Annotated in this window: 12 protein-coding genes and 2 tRNA genes; 9 read left to right on the top strand and 5 right to left on the bottom strand. The window is 50.6% G+C overall.

Translation table 11 applies throughout. From position 1 onward, the window contains the following. Positions 1-324: 324 nt before the first annotated feature. Positions 325-398 (bottom strand) — tRNA-Ile (locus GWC94_RS16635). A 253-nt stretch (positions 399-651) separates the two neighbouring features. Here GWC94_RS16635 and GWC94_RS16630 point away from each other — a divergent pair. Next, positions 652-1398, top strand: coding sequence for a hypothetical protein (locus GWC94_RS16630; RefSeq protein ID WP_161836547.1), 747 nt, complete (start codon positions 652-654; stop codon positions 1396-1398). A gap of 55 nt (positions 1399-1453) precedes the next feature. On the opposite strand, the gene GWC94_RS16625 is transcribed toward GWC94_RS16630, so the two are convergent. Then, positions 1454-2656, bottom strand: coding sequence for an alginate lyase family protein (locus tag GWC94_RS16625; RefSeq protein WP_161836545.1), 1203 nt, complete (start codon positions 2654-2656; stop codon positions 1454-1456). Positions 2657-2839: 183 nt separating this feature from the next. Here GWC94_RS16625 and GWC94_RS16620 point away from each other — a divergent pair, with 183 nt between their 5' ends. After that, complete coding sequence (locus tag GWC94_RS16620; protein ID WP_161836543.1) at positions 2840-4447, top strand: M1 family metallopeptidase; 1608 nt, start codon at positions 2840-2842, stop codon at positions 4445-4447. A gap of 86 nt (positions 4448-4533) precedes the next feature. Here the strand turns inward: GWC94_RS16620 and GWC94_RS16615 are convergent, their stop codons facing one another. The 3 genes from GWC94_RS16615 to GWC94_RS16605 form a co-directional block, all read right to left on the bottom strand. Beyond that, positions 4534-4992 (bottom strand): DUF4268 domain-containing protein, encoded by a 459-nt coding sequence (locus GWC94_RS16615; RefSeq protein ID WP_161836541.1) that lies wholly within the window; start codon positions 4990-4992, stop codon positions 4534-4536. 120 nt (positions 4993-5112) lie between these two features. Beyond that, positions 5113-6696: a S10 family peptidase gene (locus GWC94_RS16610; RefSeq protein WP_161836539.1), complete on the bottom strand. Its 1584-nt coding sequence runs from the start codon at positions 6694-6696 to the stop codon at positions 5113-5115. A 172-nt stretch (positions 6697-6868) separates the two neighbouring features. After that, positions 6869-8113: a DEAD/DEAH box helicase gene (locus GWC94_RS16605; RefSeq protein ID WP_161836537.1), complete on the bottom strand. Its 1245-nt coding sequence runs from the start codon at positions 8111-8113 to the stop codon at positions 6869-6871. A 394-nt stretch (positions 8114-8507) separates the two neighbouring features. Between GWC94_RS16605 and GWC94_RS16600 the strand changes: the two genes are divergently transcribed. The 7 genes from GWC94_RS16600 to GWC94_RS16570 all read left to right on the top strand — a co-directional run bounded on the left by GWC94_RS16600 (position 8508) and on the right by GWC94_RS16570 (position 16427). After that, the gene (locus tag GWC94_RS16600; protein ID WP_161836535.1) at positions 8508-9239 is read left to right on the top strand and encodes an outer membrane beta-barrel protein; all 732 of its coding nucleotides are present in this window, start codon (positions 8508-8510) and stop codon (positions 9237-9239) included. 248 nt (positions 9240-9487) lie between these two features. Continuing rightward, positions 9488-10675, top strand: a complete 1188-nt coding sequence (gene hflX, locus GWC94_RS16595) for a GTPase HflX (RefSeq protein WP_161836533.1) — start codon at positions 9488-9490, stop codon at positions 10673-10675. Between the two features lie 104 nt (positions 10676-10779). After that, complete coding sequence (locus GWC94_RS16590; protein WP_161836531.1) at positions 10780-11136, top strand: Rieske (2Fe-2S) protein; 357 nt, start codon at positions 10780-10782, stop codon at positions 11134-11136. A gap of 78 nt (positions 11137-11214) precedes the next feature. Further along, positions 11215-11288: transfer RNA gene (locus GWC94_RS16585), tRNA-Asn, on the top strand. Positions 11289-11670: 382 nt separating this feature from the next. Beyond that, a complete protein-coding gene (locus tag GWC94_RS16580) occupies positions 11671-12063 on the top strand; it encodes a putative quinol monooxygenase (RefSeq protein ID WP_235918604.1) in 393 nt (130 codons plus the stop codon). 350 nt (positions 12064-12413) lie between these two features. Next, on the top strand, positions 12414-13859 hold the full coding sequence (locus tag GWC94_RS16575; protein ID WP_161836529.1) for a tetratricopeptide repeat protein: 1446 nt from the start codon (positions 12414-12416) through the stop codon (positions 13857-13859). Between the two features lie 234 nt (positions 13860-14093). Next, the gene (locus tag GWC94_RS16570; protein ID WP_161836527.1) at positions 14094-16427 is read left to right on the top strand and encodes a TonB-dependent receptor; all 2334 of its coding nucleotides are present in this window, start codon (positions 14094-14096) and stop codon (positions 16425-16427) included. Positions 16428-16458 lie beyond the last annotated feature (31 nt).

Here is a 16458-nt window from a genome sequence, read left to right as displayed (position 1 = left end):
AATGAAAACAGATCTCTGACAGCGCACCGTAAAAAAGAGGCGGTGCCTTGCTCTGTGGATGGAGCCGACACCGCCTCTTTTAAACTATAATCAAGTTATTCTTTGACACAGTTCATTTTACAAACCCTTCCGGCAGTCCGATTATAGCGCAAACCTTAATCTTTGTGCCTTTCATCTATAAAACTTAACTTAGATGAACCGATGTTTACCATCCATAAACATATAACCCCATCTTCACCCTCAAGCAGTTATGTTTGCAAATTGTTTGCACAAGCACAAAAAAAGGCTTCCATCAAAATCGATGAAAGCCTTACTGGTAAAAGGTGGGCCCACCAGGGCATGATCCTGGGACCCCCTGATTATGAGTCAGGTGCTCTAACCAACTGAGCTATAGGCCCGGTTAAGCGTTGCCGCTTAACAAGGCGGCAAAAATAGGCGGATTGGGGGGAATTGGGAAATTTTGGAATTGGGAAATTCTGGAATTTATACGCGTACGATGCTGGAAATTCCAAAATTCCCCAATTCCCCAATTCCAAAATTTTCCAATTCCTCCCGGTTTGTGTAATACCGCAGGGGGGTGCATCATGCAAGCGTCTCATCGCTTATCTTTAAAAATATACACGTATGATGCGCCAAACTGCTGACTCTTTGATGAAATACCTGCTTTTTGCCAGCCTGCTGTTCTGCCGCGCTGCCGCTTTTTCGCAGCAGCCGGCCCCTTTTGCCGGGCCTGAAAAAAACGATACCGCTTCCCTGCACCTGCTGTATGGTATCATCAGCCATAAAAACCCGCCCCTAACCGGGGAGGCCAGGTGGCCGCACAGGGATATGCTGTACAAAGCCCTCGGGCTGAACCAGTCTATGGGCGATTCGGCCATTGCGGGCGCCATGCAGATCGGCTGGCAGCAGCTGGCAGCTGTGCGCATTTCGGATAAGAACGAACCGACGGTTTATTTTCGCGATCTGCTGCGCATCGCCCTGCACGAACGGTTCGGACCCCTGCTGCTGGATGCAGTAAGGTGGGGGGTTGACCTGAACACGATGGACATGGTTGAACACAAAACCCTGCTCGACTGGCTCGAATACGAATACCGCGAAAACGCCGATACCCGGCACGCTGAATGGCTGCGCGAATACAAACAGATCCTCCAGGGCGGAGGCGCAGTGTATTTTACAGAACTCGATTTCCACATGAAACGGCTGGCCAAAAAAAACGAGAAGATCAGACCGCCGGTCTTTGGTCTCTATGCCGTTCGCCGCAAAGGCAGATGGGGCTGGGTGAACAAATACAATACCCCCGTCATTCCGCTGAAGTACGCTGCGGTGCGTTATACCAACGGCAAATTTTTTGAAGTCAGCAGTTCCGGAAATGTTTTTACCTGGATAAAACGGAACTGATGCCGGTTGCGGGGATGTCAGACCGGATCGTTGCCAATCGTTCCCGTTGCAAAAATCAGGGTATCCAGATCAGCGGGTTGCGCACCGGCAGATTGCGGATCACTTCATCCACCTGCGGGTTATGATCGAGTTTTTTCCAGGTATCGAACCAGGCTTCCTCCTTATATACGCCGGCGCCAAACACCAGCGCAGGCTGGGCCACCGGCCATTCGTTCCAGTACATAACATCGGGTTTCAGCGGCCAGCGCGATTTGTCTGCGATAAACGGCTGCAGGTAACGGATGCCTTTCTCCATCGATTTTCCATCGGCTGTTGTATACCGCCACAGGTCATCGTCTTTTGTGGACAATGACTGGCAGATCGTTGCCATGGCATCCAGGTTGAAGATCGAATAGCCATAGGGTTTGGTTCGCTTCAGTTCTCTCGGAAAACTGCCGTCTTTTTCCATTTGCGCGGGAAGCAGCACCGTGCGGAACCGGCTGCGGCAGTAGTCCATGGTCTGTTCATCGCCCACAAATTTGGCGAACACGCCTGTCTGCATCACCCAGCAGCTGCCATGGTTGTTTTCCGCGTTCATTTCATCCTTCCCGTAGGGATGCGTGGTAAGCCAGCCGATGTATTGCCGGAACCAATCCCGGATCTTCTCCATCGATGGCCGATCGATAACACCCGATGCTTCCATCGCCAGCAGACCCTGTACCACTTCCATCAGTTGTATGGTATCGATGATGCCGATGCCTCTTCCGGTAAACCGTCCCTTGATGGCCTGTGCATAGAGCAGGCTGGGGTTCATGCTGGTTGCCGTATCAACAAACCAGGCGCGGCAATGCGCCCATGCTTTGCTTACATATTTTGTATCGCCCGTCAGTTTATAGGCCGACGCCAGCGCGCCCACGATGCGGCTGAAACGGACCATGGCAAGCCGGTGCGCAACAAAATTCTCCGGGTTGGTCATGCCGTCTTTCTGGATATAGGGGCCATCGGGATGGGCAGGATCGGGCCACCAGTAATCGCCCTCGCTGAAAAAATCGTGTTTACCGCCCGCGCTTCTCGGTGAAAAAGATGCCGTAACCGTAACCGGCTGCTGCTGCCATGCCCAGGCGGCTTCTTTCAATATATGATTGCGCAATACACCGGCCACTTTTTGCGCGTAGGGAGAAAGCGTTGGCTTGCCCGGGTTGATAAAGGAAAAAAAAGATACGCCCAGCAGGAGAATGGCATATCGCAGCGCTTTCGGCTTTTTAGTGATTGGCGGCATAATAACGGTTTGGCGAAGAAATCGACACTGCGAATATCGAAAAATAAAGCAAAGTATTTCCCGTTGTCTTTGCCTCAGCTTACTCTGCGAATCGGCGGCTTGTTTCAACCCGGATGATTCCGGTTCATTACTTGTTCATCGATCAACACCGCTGTATCTTTATTTTTTCATCCATTCAGTTCTATGCAAATACAGTCTATGTTCAGCAAACTGCTTTTTATGCTGCTGGTGCTCGTCAACACGGTTTCGGCACAGCAGGCTTTGTATAATCCATCCATCGATATCGTTCATTACCGTTTTGACCTGGCGGTTTCAGACAGCAACGATGTATTGAAAGGCAATACCCGGGTTGTTTTTCATGTGAACACCCAGATGGACACCCTTTACCTGGACCTGATCGGCGCCGGTAAAAACGGGAAAGGAATGACGGTACACAGCGTTATGCAGGACAGCCAGGCTTTGCCTTTTGTACACCGGAACGATTCGCTGCTGGTCGGTCTGCAGGCAAACGCCGGGGAAAACAAGACAATAGCTATTACCTACAGCGGTATTCCGGGTGATGGGCTGATCTTCAGCAGGAACAAAGCCGGGCAGCGCACCATTTTTGGCGATAACTGGCCCAACCGCGCAAGGAACTGGCTGCCCTGCAAAGACCATTTGTCTGATAAAGCCACAGTGGAATTTATCGTTACCGCACCCGGGCATTATAAGATCGTTGCCAATGGATCACTGCAGGAAGAGAAAGCGCTTCCAAACGGCCTTAAACGAACGCACTGGAAAGAGTCCGTTCCCATTCCCACCAAAGTGATGGTGATCGGCGCTGCGGATTTTGCCGTGAGCGATGCGGTACGGGTGGGCCATATCCCTGTTACCAGCTGGATATTTCCGCAGCAACGGCAAGCAGGTTTTACCGATTATGCGCCTGCGGCGGATATTCTTTCTTACTTCATCAGAAAAATCGGTCCCTACGCCTATAGCAAACTGGCCAATGTGCAGTCAAAGACCATTTTTGGCGGGATGGAAAATGCCGGCGCTATCTTTTATGCCGAGAGCAGTGTTACCGGTAAAAACCGCGCAACCGGTTTACTGGCCCACGAAATAGCGCACCAGTGGTTTGGAGACGCTGCCACGGAAAAAGACTGGCCGCATATCTGGCTCAGCGAAGGTTTTGCCACGGAGATGTCGCAGTTATACCTCGAACACCTGTATGGCGCCGATACCATGCGGGCGATGCTGAAGACCAGCCGCAAACAGATCATCGCCTTCACCAGAAAACAGCAGGTGCCGGTGGTGGATACCACAAAGGGAAGGGATATCATGAAACTGCTCAACACCAATTCTTACCAGAAAGGCGGATGGGTATTGCATATGTTACGCACCGACCTGGGCGATGAACTGTTCTGGAAATGCGTGCAGGCCTATTATGCCGCGTTCTGTAATAAAAACGCGTCAAGCGCCGATCTGCAGGCCGTTTTTGAAAAAGTATCGGGTAAAAACCTCTCGGCATTTTTTCACCAGTGGCTGTATGTTCCCGAGAACCCCGCATTGAATCTGAGCTGGAAATATGATGAGACCCAGAACGAAGTTATCATCCGGATCGAGCAGCGTACTGCCTACACCTTCCACATTAACCTTGATCTGGAATTGACCGATGGTAAAGGTCGTTCGATGGTAAAGACAATACCTGTTGTTGAAAAATCCGTTGAGCAGCGTTTCAGCATGGAGGAGAAGCCGGTGAGACTGGAGTGGGATCCGGGGTGTAAGCTGTTGTTTGAGGAGATAAGGTTGTGATGGTAACGCTGCGTGCCGCTGTCACGCTGCGTCTCTGCGGTTATTAAAATGCCATTTCACCGCAGAGACGCGGACATCCACGGATATCAGGCTGTTTCAAATACAGGTTTCACCTCAGTCCAGAAAACATCCAGTGCCATCATCCTTCGCTTAAGAAATGAAATAACCGATGGCCAGTCCGATTCGCGGAATACACTCACATCAGTAAGCTCAGAATAAATACGGCACAGCGTGTTACCGTTTTCATCGGTTGTTTCGCGCAGCCAGGTCCATTCCTCTTCCAGCGCCTGGTGCAGTATTACGCTCATTTGCTGCAGCATATCGTATTGCTGCAAACGTATACCGGCCGATGGGTTGGTCAGTTCAATGGCTATGGAAGCAAATTTTCTTTCCGCAGCCATCCGGAAATAAAGATGCGGGATACCGGTTTTGTAATTGGACCAGTTCACTTTCTCACCCGAAGCCGAAGGCACGGGTTTCATGTACTGCCCAAAACCAATCCAGAACGCTTGCCTGATCCTGGATGCTTCTTCTCTTGTGTACATGGTGGTATGAATGGTTTAATGGTTGTATTGTCTTGGGCCGGTTAGCCATTCAACAATACAACCATTTAGCCATTAAAAAAGGCGGAACATCCGTTCCGCCTCATATAAAATTTCCTGGCCTCAGTATTTTGCCGGTTCGCCGGGTTTGGGGGTTGTTTTTCTGATGAAGCTGCGCAGGTTCTGGTTGCTTTCTTCCAGATCGGGTTTGCGCAGGTACATCATATGTCCGCTGCGGTAACCCTCCCAGCTCATCCTGTCTTTCAGTTTGCCGCCCGGATCCAGCTGCCACATGCTGTATTTCGCATTGAAATAATCGCAGGCGCCATCGTAGTACCCGGATTGTATCAATACATGCAGGTATGGATTCTCGGCCATCGCCTGGCGCAGGTTGTCGCCGCTGCGGTCGCCGGTACGGTCCCAGGGATTAACCGGGCCAAACATATAATAACGCAGGTCTGTCTTGTATTTCAGCTCTTCCCGCAGGTACATATTGATGGCGGGTGTGAAGGAGTGTTCCCAGGAGATCAGTTCCGCATTATAATCCGGCGATTCGCCGCCGTCTTTTTTATCGATCCCCTTGTAACGCGAATCAAGCCGGCCAACGGTATAACCTTTGTCGCGCAGCAGTTCTTTCCAGAAAAGATTGGTGGAAATATCCATATTGTTCTGCTGGATCACTTTTTCAGACAGGCCCGAATAACGCGCCATCCTGGCTGTCATTTCTTTTTTCTTGGCCTCGTCAAGGAATCCTCCCCGGGCGATAGCCGGAAGCAGTTCGTTGATGGTAAACTGCTCCACTTCGGGTAACATGGAAGTAAGGTCTTTTTTCTGCAGGTCGGCGGGCAGGGCTTTATGGTACCAGGCGGTGGCTGCATAATAAGGCAGCCGGAGCGCGGCTTCCACAGGACCGCTTCTTTCAATACCCAATGTGGTGGGAGAAACCAGCACCACGCCGTTAAAGAACATCCAGTGGCTGTTCTGCAGTTCCAGCGCCAGCGCCGATACACGGCCGGTGCCATAACTTTCGCCGATCAGGTATTTGGGAGAAGACCAGCGGTTCATGCGTGATACAAACGTGTTGATCCATTCGGCCAGGTATTTCACATCGGCGCGCACACCGAAGAAACGCGTAAGGGGAATGTCTTTGCTTACCGGTCTGGAAAAGCCTGTGTTAACCGGATCCACATATACGATATCGGCCACATCGAGCAGCGAATGCGGGTTGTCTTTTAACCCATAGGGCTGTACGGGATAGCCCTCATCGTCCACATTCAGGATACGCGGACCGGTATAACCAATCTCCATCCACACAGACGGTGTGCCGGGGCCTCCGTTAAAAGAGATCACCAGCGGTCTGGTGGCTTTATCCTTTACATCCGTTCTTTCATAGTAAGTGAAGAATACGCCGGCCTGTACTTTTCCGTCATCGTCCCATACCGGCATCATACCGGCCACTGTTTTGTAAGGCACCCTGGCGCCTTTGATGGTTATTTCGTGTTCGCTGGTAACCGTCTGGTCGGGATTGAAGGGGATATTGTACTGCGCCATACGGGGATCGGCGCTTGCCGGGGCGGGGGCGGCCGCAACTGTACCCGGGGCAGTGCCCAATCCGCCACCGCCGGCCGTACCGCCGCCCTGTGGTCTTTGCGCAGAAACACCTGCCGCAACAGCTATTGCAAAGCAGGTAAGCATTTGTTTTCTCATGTAGGCAGTTATTTGGGAATGAATGTAAGGGATAAGAAGCAATTTGGAAGGGGTTGGGCCGGGTAATCGGTGGGAGAATGGCTGAATGGTTATATGGCTGCATGGTTGCACGGCGGGTTAACAGCCTTGTAACCATACCATTCCCTCTTACAAAAGTTCAACCCAATCTACCTCAGTTCTCCCGCTGTCTCCGGTGCCTGGGGGGCGGTCCTTTGCGCTGGGGATGGCCCGGTCTTTTCTGGCGGCCGCCATCTCTTCTTGCTTTGGGATTGTAGGCGGGTGTTTCACCAAACTGCTGCGGCACCGGGGCTTTTGTTACGGGATGGCCCAGCAGCTGTTCTATCCTGGCAAATTTGTACTGCTCGGGCTCGCTTACCAGGGTGTAGGCGGTGCCGGTGCTGGCAGCCCTGGCCGTACGGCCGATGCGATGAATATAGTCTTCGCCATCATGTGGAACGTCGAAATTGATCACCAGGTCTATGTCTTCGATATCGATACCGCGGCTTAACACATCCGTGGCCACCAGTATCTTCAGTCTTTTGTTCCTGAAATCGAGCAGTACCTGTTCCCTTTTTTGCTGGTCAAGATCGGAATGGATCTCCTCTATCGAGAAATTGGCGCGCTTCAGCGACTGCGCCAGTTGTTTTACACTCTGTTTGCTGGAGCAGAAGATGATCACGCTCTGGAAGTCCCTGCTGGAAAGCAGGTTTTTGATCAGGGGCATTTTCTGCGGTTCGTACACGATAAATGCCTCCTGTACGATCTGCTCCGGCGGCTTGGACACCGCGATATTGATCTCGGCAGGGTTATGCAGGATCTTTCTTGCCAGCTCCCGCATTTTTGCCGGCATGGTAGCCGAAAAAAGCAGGTTCTGCCGTTTGGCCGGCAATTTGGAAATGATGCGCATCAGGTCGTCGTGGAAACCCATATCGAGCATGCGGTCGGCTTCGTCGAGAACAAGGTATTTGAGCTCCTGGGTTTTTACATAACCCATATTCATATGCGCGATCATACGACCCGGCGTGCAGATCACGATATCGGCGCCGCTGCTCAGTGCTTTCTTCTCCGTAACAAAGGAGCTGCCGTCGCCGCCGCCATATACCGCTATCGAACTAACGGAGGTGAAATAGGATAAGGCCTCGAGGTTTTCGGCTATCTGCACAGCCAGTTCGCGGGTGGGCACAATGATCATGGCATTGATATGGTGCTCATCATGCGACTCGGTGATCAGCTTGTGCAGCAGCGGAAGCAGGAAGGCCGCCGTTTTACCGGTGCCGGTCTGCGCGGAGGCAATAATGTCTTTTCCTTCTAAAATGGGTATCATCACCTGTTCCTGAACAGGGGTGGCGGTTTCGTAGCCCATGGCATCTATCCCTTCCAGTATACGCTCATCAAGGCCAAATTCGGAAAATTGCAAAGCAGGTTTTTTATTGGTTGGCGGCAAAGATACGCAGAACGGAGGAAGGTGAGGCGGGGGAGGTGGAGGTGAGGCGTTAAGTCGAACCTGAGTTGGCGTGAGTTATCGTGAGTTGACGTGAGTTGGACCGGGAGGCGAGGTCGGGAGAAAGGGATATTGTGGGATCGGGCGTAAGGGTATACGGGTGCAAACCGGGCTGCAGAAGTGTAAAAAAAGCAGGATTTAATCCAACAGCCAGAGAACCCCCGCCAGACCTTCGCCAATCCCATCCCAACGCACGTTCGCCTTCACGCCCTTCCGCCCTCTTCCTAAGCTTTTGCTAATTTTTAACCCTTGTATGGGGGCAATTCAGTTAATTTGCGCCCTATTGGCAACCAATGGATAACTAATTAGCATGAAAAAAACACTACTTGCGGCCCTGGGTCTGGTTTTCTCTGTGATGGCGCTGGCCCAGAATGATTCGGCCCGCAAATCTCCTGTCAGGATCGATCTCGGCAACCGTGCGGCAGACCATTTTATGATACAGTTTGGCGGCGACAGCTGGACCGGTCGCCCCGACAGCATTCGTACCACCGGCTTCAGCAGGCATTTCAACGTGTATTTTATGCTGGACAGGCCTTTCAAGACCAATCCCAAATTCAGCGTGGCATTCGGTATCGGTATCGGCAGCAGCAATATGTTCTTCAAGAATACGAGGGTTGACATCAGGTCTACCTCCAGCCGTCTGCCATTTACAAATGTGGACAGCACCGATCATTACAAAAAATACAAGGTTACCAATATCTATGCTGAGATACCGGTGGAACTGCGTTATTACAGCAATCCCGCCAATACCAACCGCTCCTGGAAACTGGCGTTGGGCGTAAAAGTGGGTACGCTGCTGAAAACCTATACCAAGGGCAAAGACCTGGTAAACAAATCGGGCACTTCTATTTACGGTCCAACCTATATCGCCAAAGAAAGCAACAAACGTTTCTTCAACGGCACCATGCTGGCCCTTACGGGACGCATCGGTTACGGTTTTGTGTCGCTTGACGCCGGCTACCAGTTTAACAACGTACTCAAAGAAGGAACCGGCCCCGGCATGCACAAATTTTCACTGGGACTGACGTTCAGCGGACTGTAAGGGGCGTGAGACGTCAGACCTGAGTTGACCTGAGTTTTTTGTGGGGCATTAAATTTATTGAAGAGAGCTTGGCTCTCTTTTTTTGTGTGGAAGGCTCCATCTAATCTGACAGCTCAGGGGTCCCTGCCCAACGCTCACCAATCCCAGCCCACTCAGGTCTCACGATAACACTAACGTTCGCCTCACGTTTCCCTCCTCACGCCTCCCGCAACCCCCGCTTCTCCTATCTTTGCCAAAAAATCAGCATTTTGATAGAGAAAAAGCAGTCACTGGGCGGGGAGGAGAAAACCGTGCTGGTAGGATTGGTTCAGCAGGAGCAGACCAGTGAGCAGGTATCGGAATACCTGGATGAGCTGGCATTTCTGGCCGAGACGGCCGGGGCCAGGGCGGTAAAACGTTTTACGCAGAAACTGCCGCATCCCGACAGCCGCACGTTCGTAGGCAAGGGAAAACTGGAAGAGATCAAACAATATGTTTCGGGGAAAGACATCGGCCTGGTGATATTCGACGACGAACTGACGGGTTCACAGATCACCAATATCGAAAAAGAACTGGGTGTGAAAACGATCGACCGGAGCGACCTGATCCTGGATATTTTCGCCGCCCGGGCGCGCACGGCGCAGGCAAGGGTGCAGGTAGAGCTGGCACAGTACCAGTACCTGCTTCCGCGACTGAAAGGTATGTGGAAACACCTGGAACGGCAGGGCGGCGGTATCGGCACACGCGGACCCGGTGAAACGGAGATCGAGACCGACCGCCGTATCGTGAAAGACAAGATCTCGCTTTTGCGCAAACGGCTTGCAGAAATAGACAAACAGGCATTTACCCAGCGTAAGGAACGCGGCGAACTGATACGCGTGGCGCTGGTGGGTTATACCAATGTGGGTAAGAGCACGCTGATGACCCTGCTCAGCAAGAGCGAAGTGTTTGCAGAGAACAAACTGTTTGCCACGCTCGATACCACAACCCGGAAACTGGTGTTTGAGAACACACCGTTCCTGCTGAGCGATACGGTGGGGTTTATCCGCAAACTTCCGCACCACCTGGTGGAAAGTTTCAAAAGCACGCTGGACGAAGTGCGCGAGGCGGATATACTGCTGCATGTGGTGGATATTTCGCATCCGCAATACGAAGAACAGATAGGCGTGGTAAACAAAACCCTGCAGGAACTGAAAGCCTTCGAGAAACCCGTTCTCACCATTTTCAATAAGATGGATCTTTACGAGGAAAAATACTTCGACAAATGGCTGGCAAGCGAGGTAAAACAGGAAATATGGCGCGATTTAAAGGAGAAATGGGAAGAGGCGACAGACAATAACTGCGTATTCATCTCCGCCGCCGAAAAAAAGAACATCGATGCCCTGCGCGAACTGATCCTGAACAAGGTCAGGGACCTGTACCGCATCAGGTATCCGTACAGAACGGTGCATTTTTAGGAAAATGGCTGTATGGCTGAATGGTTATATGGCTGCATTGCTTTATAGCCATTGAACAATGCAGCCATATAACCATACCTCCTTCCCATCATAAACAAACTCCCATGCCCGAACCGGAATGGAAATGGTACAAAATAAGTGAAAGCGAGGCCGGCCTGCCATGGCAGGATAACCAGATGTGTATTGTAAAAGCGGGTGACAAAAAGCTCACCCTTGCCCGGCTTAACGGTGAGTTATTCGCTTTTGCCTGGAAATGTCCGCATGCGGGCGGCATCATGGCCGATGGCTTCATCAACCCCATGGGACAGGTAACCTGCCCCCTGCACCGGTACCGGTTTGATATGAAAACGGGCAGGAATACCAGCGGCGAAGGCTATTTCCTGAAAACCTACCGGGCTCAAGTCCGGGAAGACGGGGTTTGGGTGGGCTGGGAAGAAAAAAAGAGCTGGTTTTCTTTCTGATTTCCGGCCATTTAGATTTTGCCGGGAAGCATTTTTTCCTATTTTTGCCACCCCTTAGTGAAAACAATGGGGATAAACTCCTCCTTAGCTCAGTTGGTTAGAGCATCTGACTGTTAATCAGAGGGTCGCTGGTTCAAGTCCAGCAGGGGGAGCGGAAGAGCCTTCGCAGTTTGCGAAGGCTCTTTTTATTGGGGATTTTTGGGTTGGGAAATTTTGGATTTGGGTGATGGAGAAATAGTAAAACGCTCGGTTGGATCAAGTCCAGCAGGTGTTCCGAGAATCAAGTTTTCATTTAGCGAATTAACCGGATACTCTCTGCGAAACTCCTTCGACTCCGCGCCTCTGCGGTAAAAAACAGAATACATATTCACCGCAGAGACGCAAGGGGTGCAGAGATTCGCAGAGACAAACGAACATGTCGCTGTTTTACCCGGTTATGGTCATGCGACCAACAACGGCAATAGGCGAGTAGAAATAAATGTAAAAGGGTTATACTTGTGCCGTATACCCCCATTTTTATTTTTAAATAATGGTATGACCAGACAAGCCCTTCTTTCAACCCTTCTTATTGTAATAACTGCACTGATTTGTTTCCGTTTACATGCGCAGAAAACAAACAGCATGTACAGGATTGCTAAGATTAAAGTAGCTGCCAGTCAATTGGGAAAATACAAATCCGCTCTTGCCGAACAGATGCGTGCAGCCATTGCATCAGAACCGGGTGTTTTGTCATACACGGCCGTATCCGATAAAAAAGACACTACATCGATAACAATTTTAGAAGTTTACGCCAATACCAAGGCCTATCAGTCACATATTGTAACACCGCATTTCAGGAAATACAAAGAACGCGTGAAGGACTGGGTGTTGTCTTTAGAATTAATAGATACAGAGTTGGTGGCAAGTGCTAAGAAAAAAGATTTCTGATACTGTTTCCAATTCCTGCCAGAGGCAAGTCCAATGATTTGATTCCCAAATTATTGCAGTCCACAGCAAAACTGATCGCCGCATTTCCTGTTAACAGGACGGGAAAACCTTAGCAAATTGCTAAGGCTTTTTTATTAAAGAGAATGGATAGGTAATCGGGAAACAGGAAGTGTAGTAATTACCGCAAACCACCCTGTTGTTTTGCGGCATCATACCCCGTATTCCGGCAGGGACCCTTCCTGCAAAGCTTGCATTTCAACAAATTGTTGTTTAGATTCACCAAGCCCCGATCAAAACACAGGGTCCATACCTTTCCTGTTTGGCTCTTTTCAGACCATTTAACACACTGTATGAAAAAAACAACCGGTACCCGATTTTGCTTTTTTTCGTTCCTTTTCTTTTTCCTGCTGCTGGCATCCACGAAAGATTTTGCGCAAAACCGGAAACTCGACAGTTTACGGCAGCTGCTGGCGCATTCGAAGAGCGATACAGTCTCTTCCAAATACCTGTGGAGGATCGGACGGTTTTATTTTGAACAGAAAAACGATCACGACAGCGCCCTGTTATTCCTTTCACAGGGATATGCACTGGCCGCCCGGCACGATTTCCTGTTCGGAATGTGGATTAACCTTGGCGAACAGTGTCTGGTATACCAGCGCAACGGCAATTACCAGAAAGCATTGCAGCTTTACCTTGACTTTCTGAAATATTGCGAAGAGAAAAAAGAAATTTCGGTTCGCGCCCGGGTATTGAACTTCATTTCAGACCTGTATATACGGCTTGAAGACTATAGCCAGGCCATCAGCTATGCCCAAAAGAACACGCCCATCATCATCGAATCGCAGATAGGCGGTAGCTGGCTGATGGGCAACCTGTATAATATCGGGATCTGTTTTATTCACCTTAACCAACCCGATTCGGCGCTGGCTTATTTTCAGCAGGGCTTTGCCTGGATCAGCCAGCATAAACCGGACCGGGGCGGACCCGACCGGATCCTTATCGGCCTGGGTATGGCAAATGCCGGGCTGGGCAACCATACGATTGCCATGGCTTATTTTGAAGAAGCCATCCGCAACGAAAAAGAATTCAACACCGATGTACTGTACCTGGCTTACCTGCAAAAAGCCGAACTGCTTCAGAAACTGAACCAAACAGATTCAAGCGCCACCTACTACGAGTACGCGTTGCAGACGATCGCGGGAAATTACAAAGACAGGGCACTGATCTATAAAGCCCTTGCCAATATTTACCTCGCCAAAGACCCGGTGCGGTCTGTAAAGTACTTTGTGCTGGAGCAGAAATTAACCGACAGCCTGTTTGCTTCCGACAAAATAAACGCCATAAGGGCGCTCACGTACAATGAGCAGGAAAGACAAAAAGAACTGGTTAACAAAGCGCGCGAAGAAGCGGAAGAGCACAAAAAAAATATCGAAAACATTTCGATCACCATCGGCATCATCGGTTTCCTGACCCTGTTTCTGCTGCTCAGCCGCACCATCATCGTTAACGGTAAATGGATCCGGTTTTTGGGTGTTATGGGGCTGCTGGTTTTGTTTGAATTCATCAACCTGCTTCTTCATCCGCTGGTGGGAACACTTACCCATCATTCGTCTGTTTACATGCTGCTCATCATGGTGGGCATTGCTGCGCTGCTGGTGCCCCTTCACCATAAAATTGAAAAATGGGTCACCAATAAGATGATAGAAAAAAACAAACGGATACGGATCGCCGCGGCCAGGCGAACCATCGCGCAACTGGAAAAAGACGCTCCGTCTTCTCACTCCGAAACAAATTGAACCCTGGCAGCCAAAAAATTGCTGCCGGCGCAGAAAACCGGCATATCCCTTCCAAAACAGGTTTTTTCTTTTCCGGAACGAAGTTATCCCGAACGCCTACAGCTATCCGGCGCCTCCGCTTTCCATAGCAGGTAACAAACACTGTTTTTCCTGTTTCCGTAAGCCGATTTCCTGATTATGACAGCCGTTCCGGATTTTAGCCCGCTACTTTGCGGGTTCAAAACGAACCGAAATATGAAGCGCAATCTGCACATGAAAAATGTTCTCTTCCTTTTTTTTCTTTTTTCTTCCTTACTCCCGTCCTTAACCATTGAAGCCCAGTCTTCAAAAACCGCACTGGCGGGCCAGGTAACGGATAAGCAGGGCCAGCCCCTGGAAGGCATCACGGTAACCATCAACGAACTGGCAAAAAGCGTAAGTACCGATGCGGATGGCAATTACCATTTTAAACAGGTTCCCGGCGGTTCGTATACCATTACCGTTACGGGTGTAAACGTTACTGCCGTAAAAAAACAGATCAGCATAACACAGGGATCCCGCGCAAAGCTGGATTTTCAACTGGAAAACAGTGTAAAGGAGCTGAACTCGGTTACCATTACCGCAGCCGGTCTGCGCCGGAAAATCTACGATGTGCCCGGCTCCATCTCTGTTATAGACCCCCGCACCATTCGTGAAAGCGGCGCACAGTCGCTCACGGAGATCATCACCCGCATCCCCGGTGTGGTTGCGGTGGACGAAGACGGAAGGGGTTTAAAACCCAATTTCGGTCTGCGCGGACTGGACCCCAACCGCAACAGAAGCGCGCTGATCCTGATCGACGGTAAAATTCCCAACGGCACCATGTACTACGGCGACCCGGGCGGGTATTATATGACGCCGCTTCAGCAGGTGGAAAAGATCGAAGTGATCCGCGGCGGCGCCTCGGTGCTGTACGGCGGTCATTCCGTTGGCGGGGTAATTAACCTGATCTCTAAAAAAGCAACCTCCACACCCTCCACCCAGCTGAACCTGAATTACGGCAGCTGGAACGCGCTGACCGCACAGGTCACCAGCGGCGCCAATAACGGCAAGTTCGGTTATATGGTAAACGGCGTGAGAAGACAGGGCGATGGTTTCAGGGACCGCAGCAAATTTGGCGTAAACGATGTAACCGTTAAACTGGAAAACAGCATCGATACCACCACCAAACTCTCTGTATACCTGAATGGTTTCAGCGAAAATTCCGAGACGCCCGGCGGCCTCACGCAGACACAGTTTGACCAGAACATCAAACAAAGCCAGCATCCGTTTGACCATTTTATTTCGGATCGCTATACGGCCACGCTTTCGCTGGATAAACAGTTACGCAATAGCCAGCAGCTGAATACATCCATTTACGGAAACTATTTCAAACGCAACTGGTATACCTCACGCAAGAAATCGGCTGCCAGCACTTCGTTTGATACGACCATAGCTTTTATCCGCGACATTCACGCCATTGGCGTGGTGGCCGATTACCTGAACAACTCCGCTATCGGTGGCCTGGAAAATGCTTTTGTGGCGGGCGTCCGCATCCATACAGACCGGCTGAACGATATGACCATGACGGCCGGCACCGCCAACCAGGAAGTGGGAAAAGCAAGCGCTTTTGCCATCAGCACCAGTTTTATAAAAGAGCTGTATGCGTACAACACCATCAATTTTCTGCCCCGTCTTTCTTTTTCACTGGGCGCGCGCTACACAGCGGTAACCTATAAAAAAGAAGACTATACCTCAAAGAACCCCCTCACCGGCAATATTGGTTTGAAGGCCGAAAGCACGTCTGATGCCGTTGTATATTCCACCGGACTGGTTTACAAGTTCGATGCAGCAAACAATGTGTTCCTGAATGTTTCCAAAAGTTTTCAGCCGCCGCTTATTTACACAGCCATGGATGTGAATACTTTCTATTATGCCGAAAAGCTTAATCCCGAAACATCCATGAACTACGAGATCGGCGTTCGCACACAACCCGCGGGCTGGCTTAGCGCCAACCTGACCGGCTATATCATCAATTTCAAGAACAAACTGGTGCAGGCACCCACACCCGACGGCAGATACCGGGTATGGCAAAACATCGGTACCTCCAGTCACCATGGTGTTGAAGCAGAAATCAATATCTATCCCCTGCAGCACCTGAGCCTGTATGCCAGCGGCGCCTACCAGGAAGCCAAGCAAACCAGCGGTGCCACCAAAGACAAATACCTGGTGTATGCACCCAAGGTAACTTATACTGCAGGCCTCCGCTACGGCAATAAACTGGGCAGCGGGCAGTTTGCCGCCAACGCCTGGTTTACCTATGTAGGCAAACAATACACCGACCTGACCAATACAGAAGCCGCGGGCGATAACGGCCAGACAGGTCCGGTGCCTGCCTATCACCCGGCCAATATTTCGTTTCAATATACCCTGAACAGCTGGGGCATCAACTTTGTTATGAACAATGTCTTCGATGAAAAATACTTCACCAAAAGGGAAGGTTCTTTCTGGGAAGGAATTGTTCCGATGCCAGGCAGGAATATCAACGTAGGTATTTCTTACCGGTTTTAACAAAACCCCGTAAATCCCAAACCGGTGCAGG

It is taken from the genome of Sediminibacterium soli (assembly GCF_009939225.1).
GTDB lineage: Bacteria > Bacteroidota > Bacteroidia > Chitinophagales > Chitinophagaceae > Sediminibacterium > Sediminibacterium soli.
This window is presented reverse-complemented; position numbering and strand designations above follow the sequence as displayed.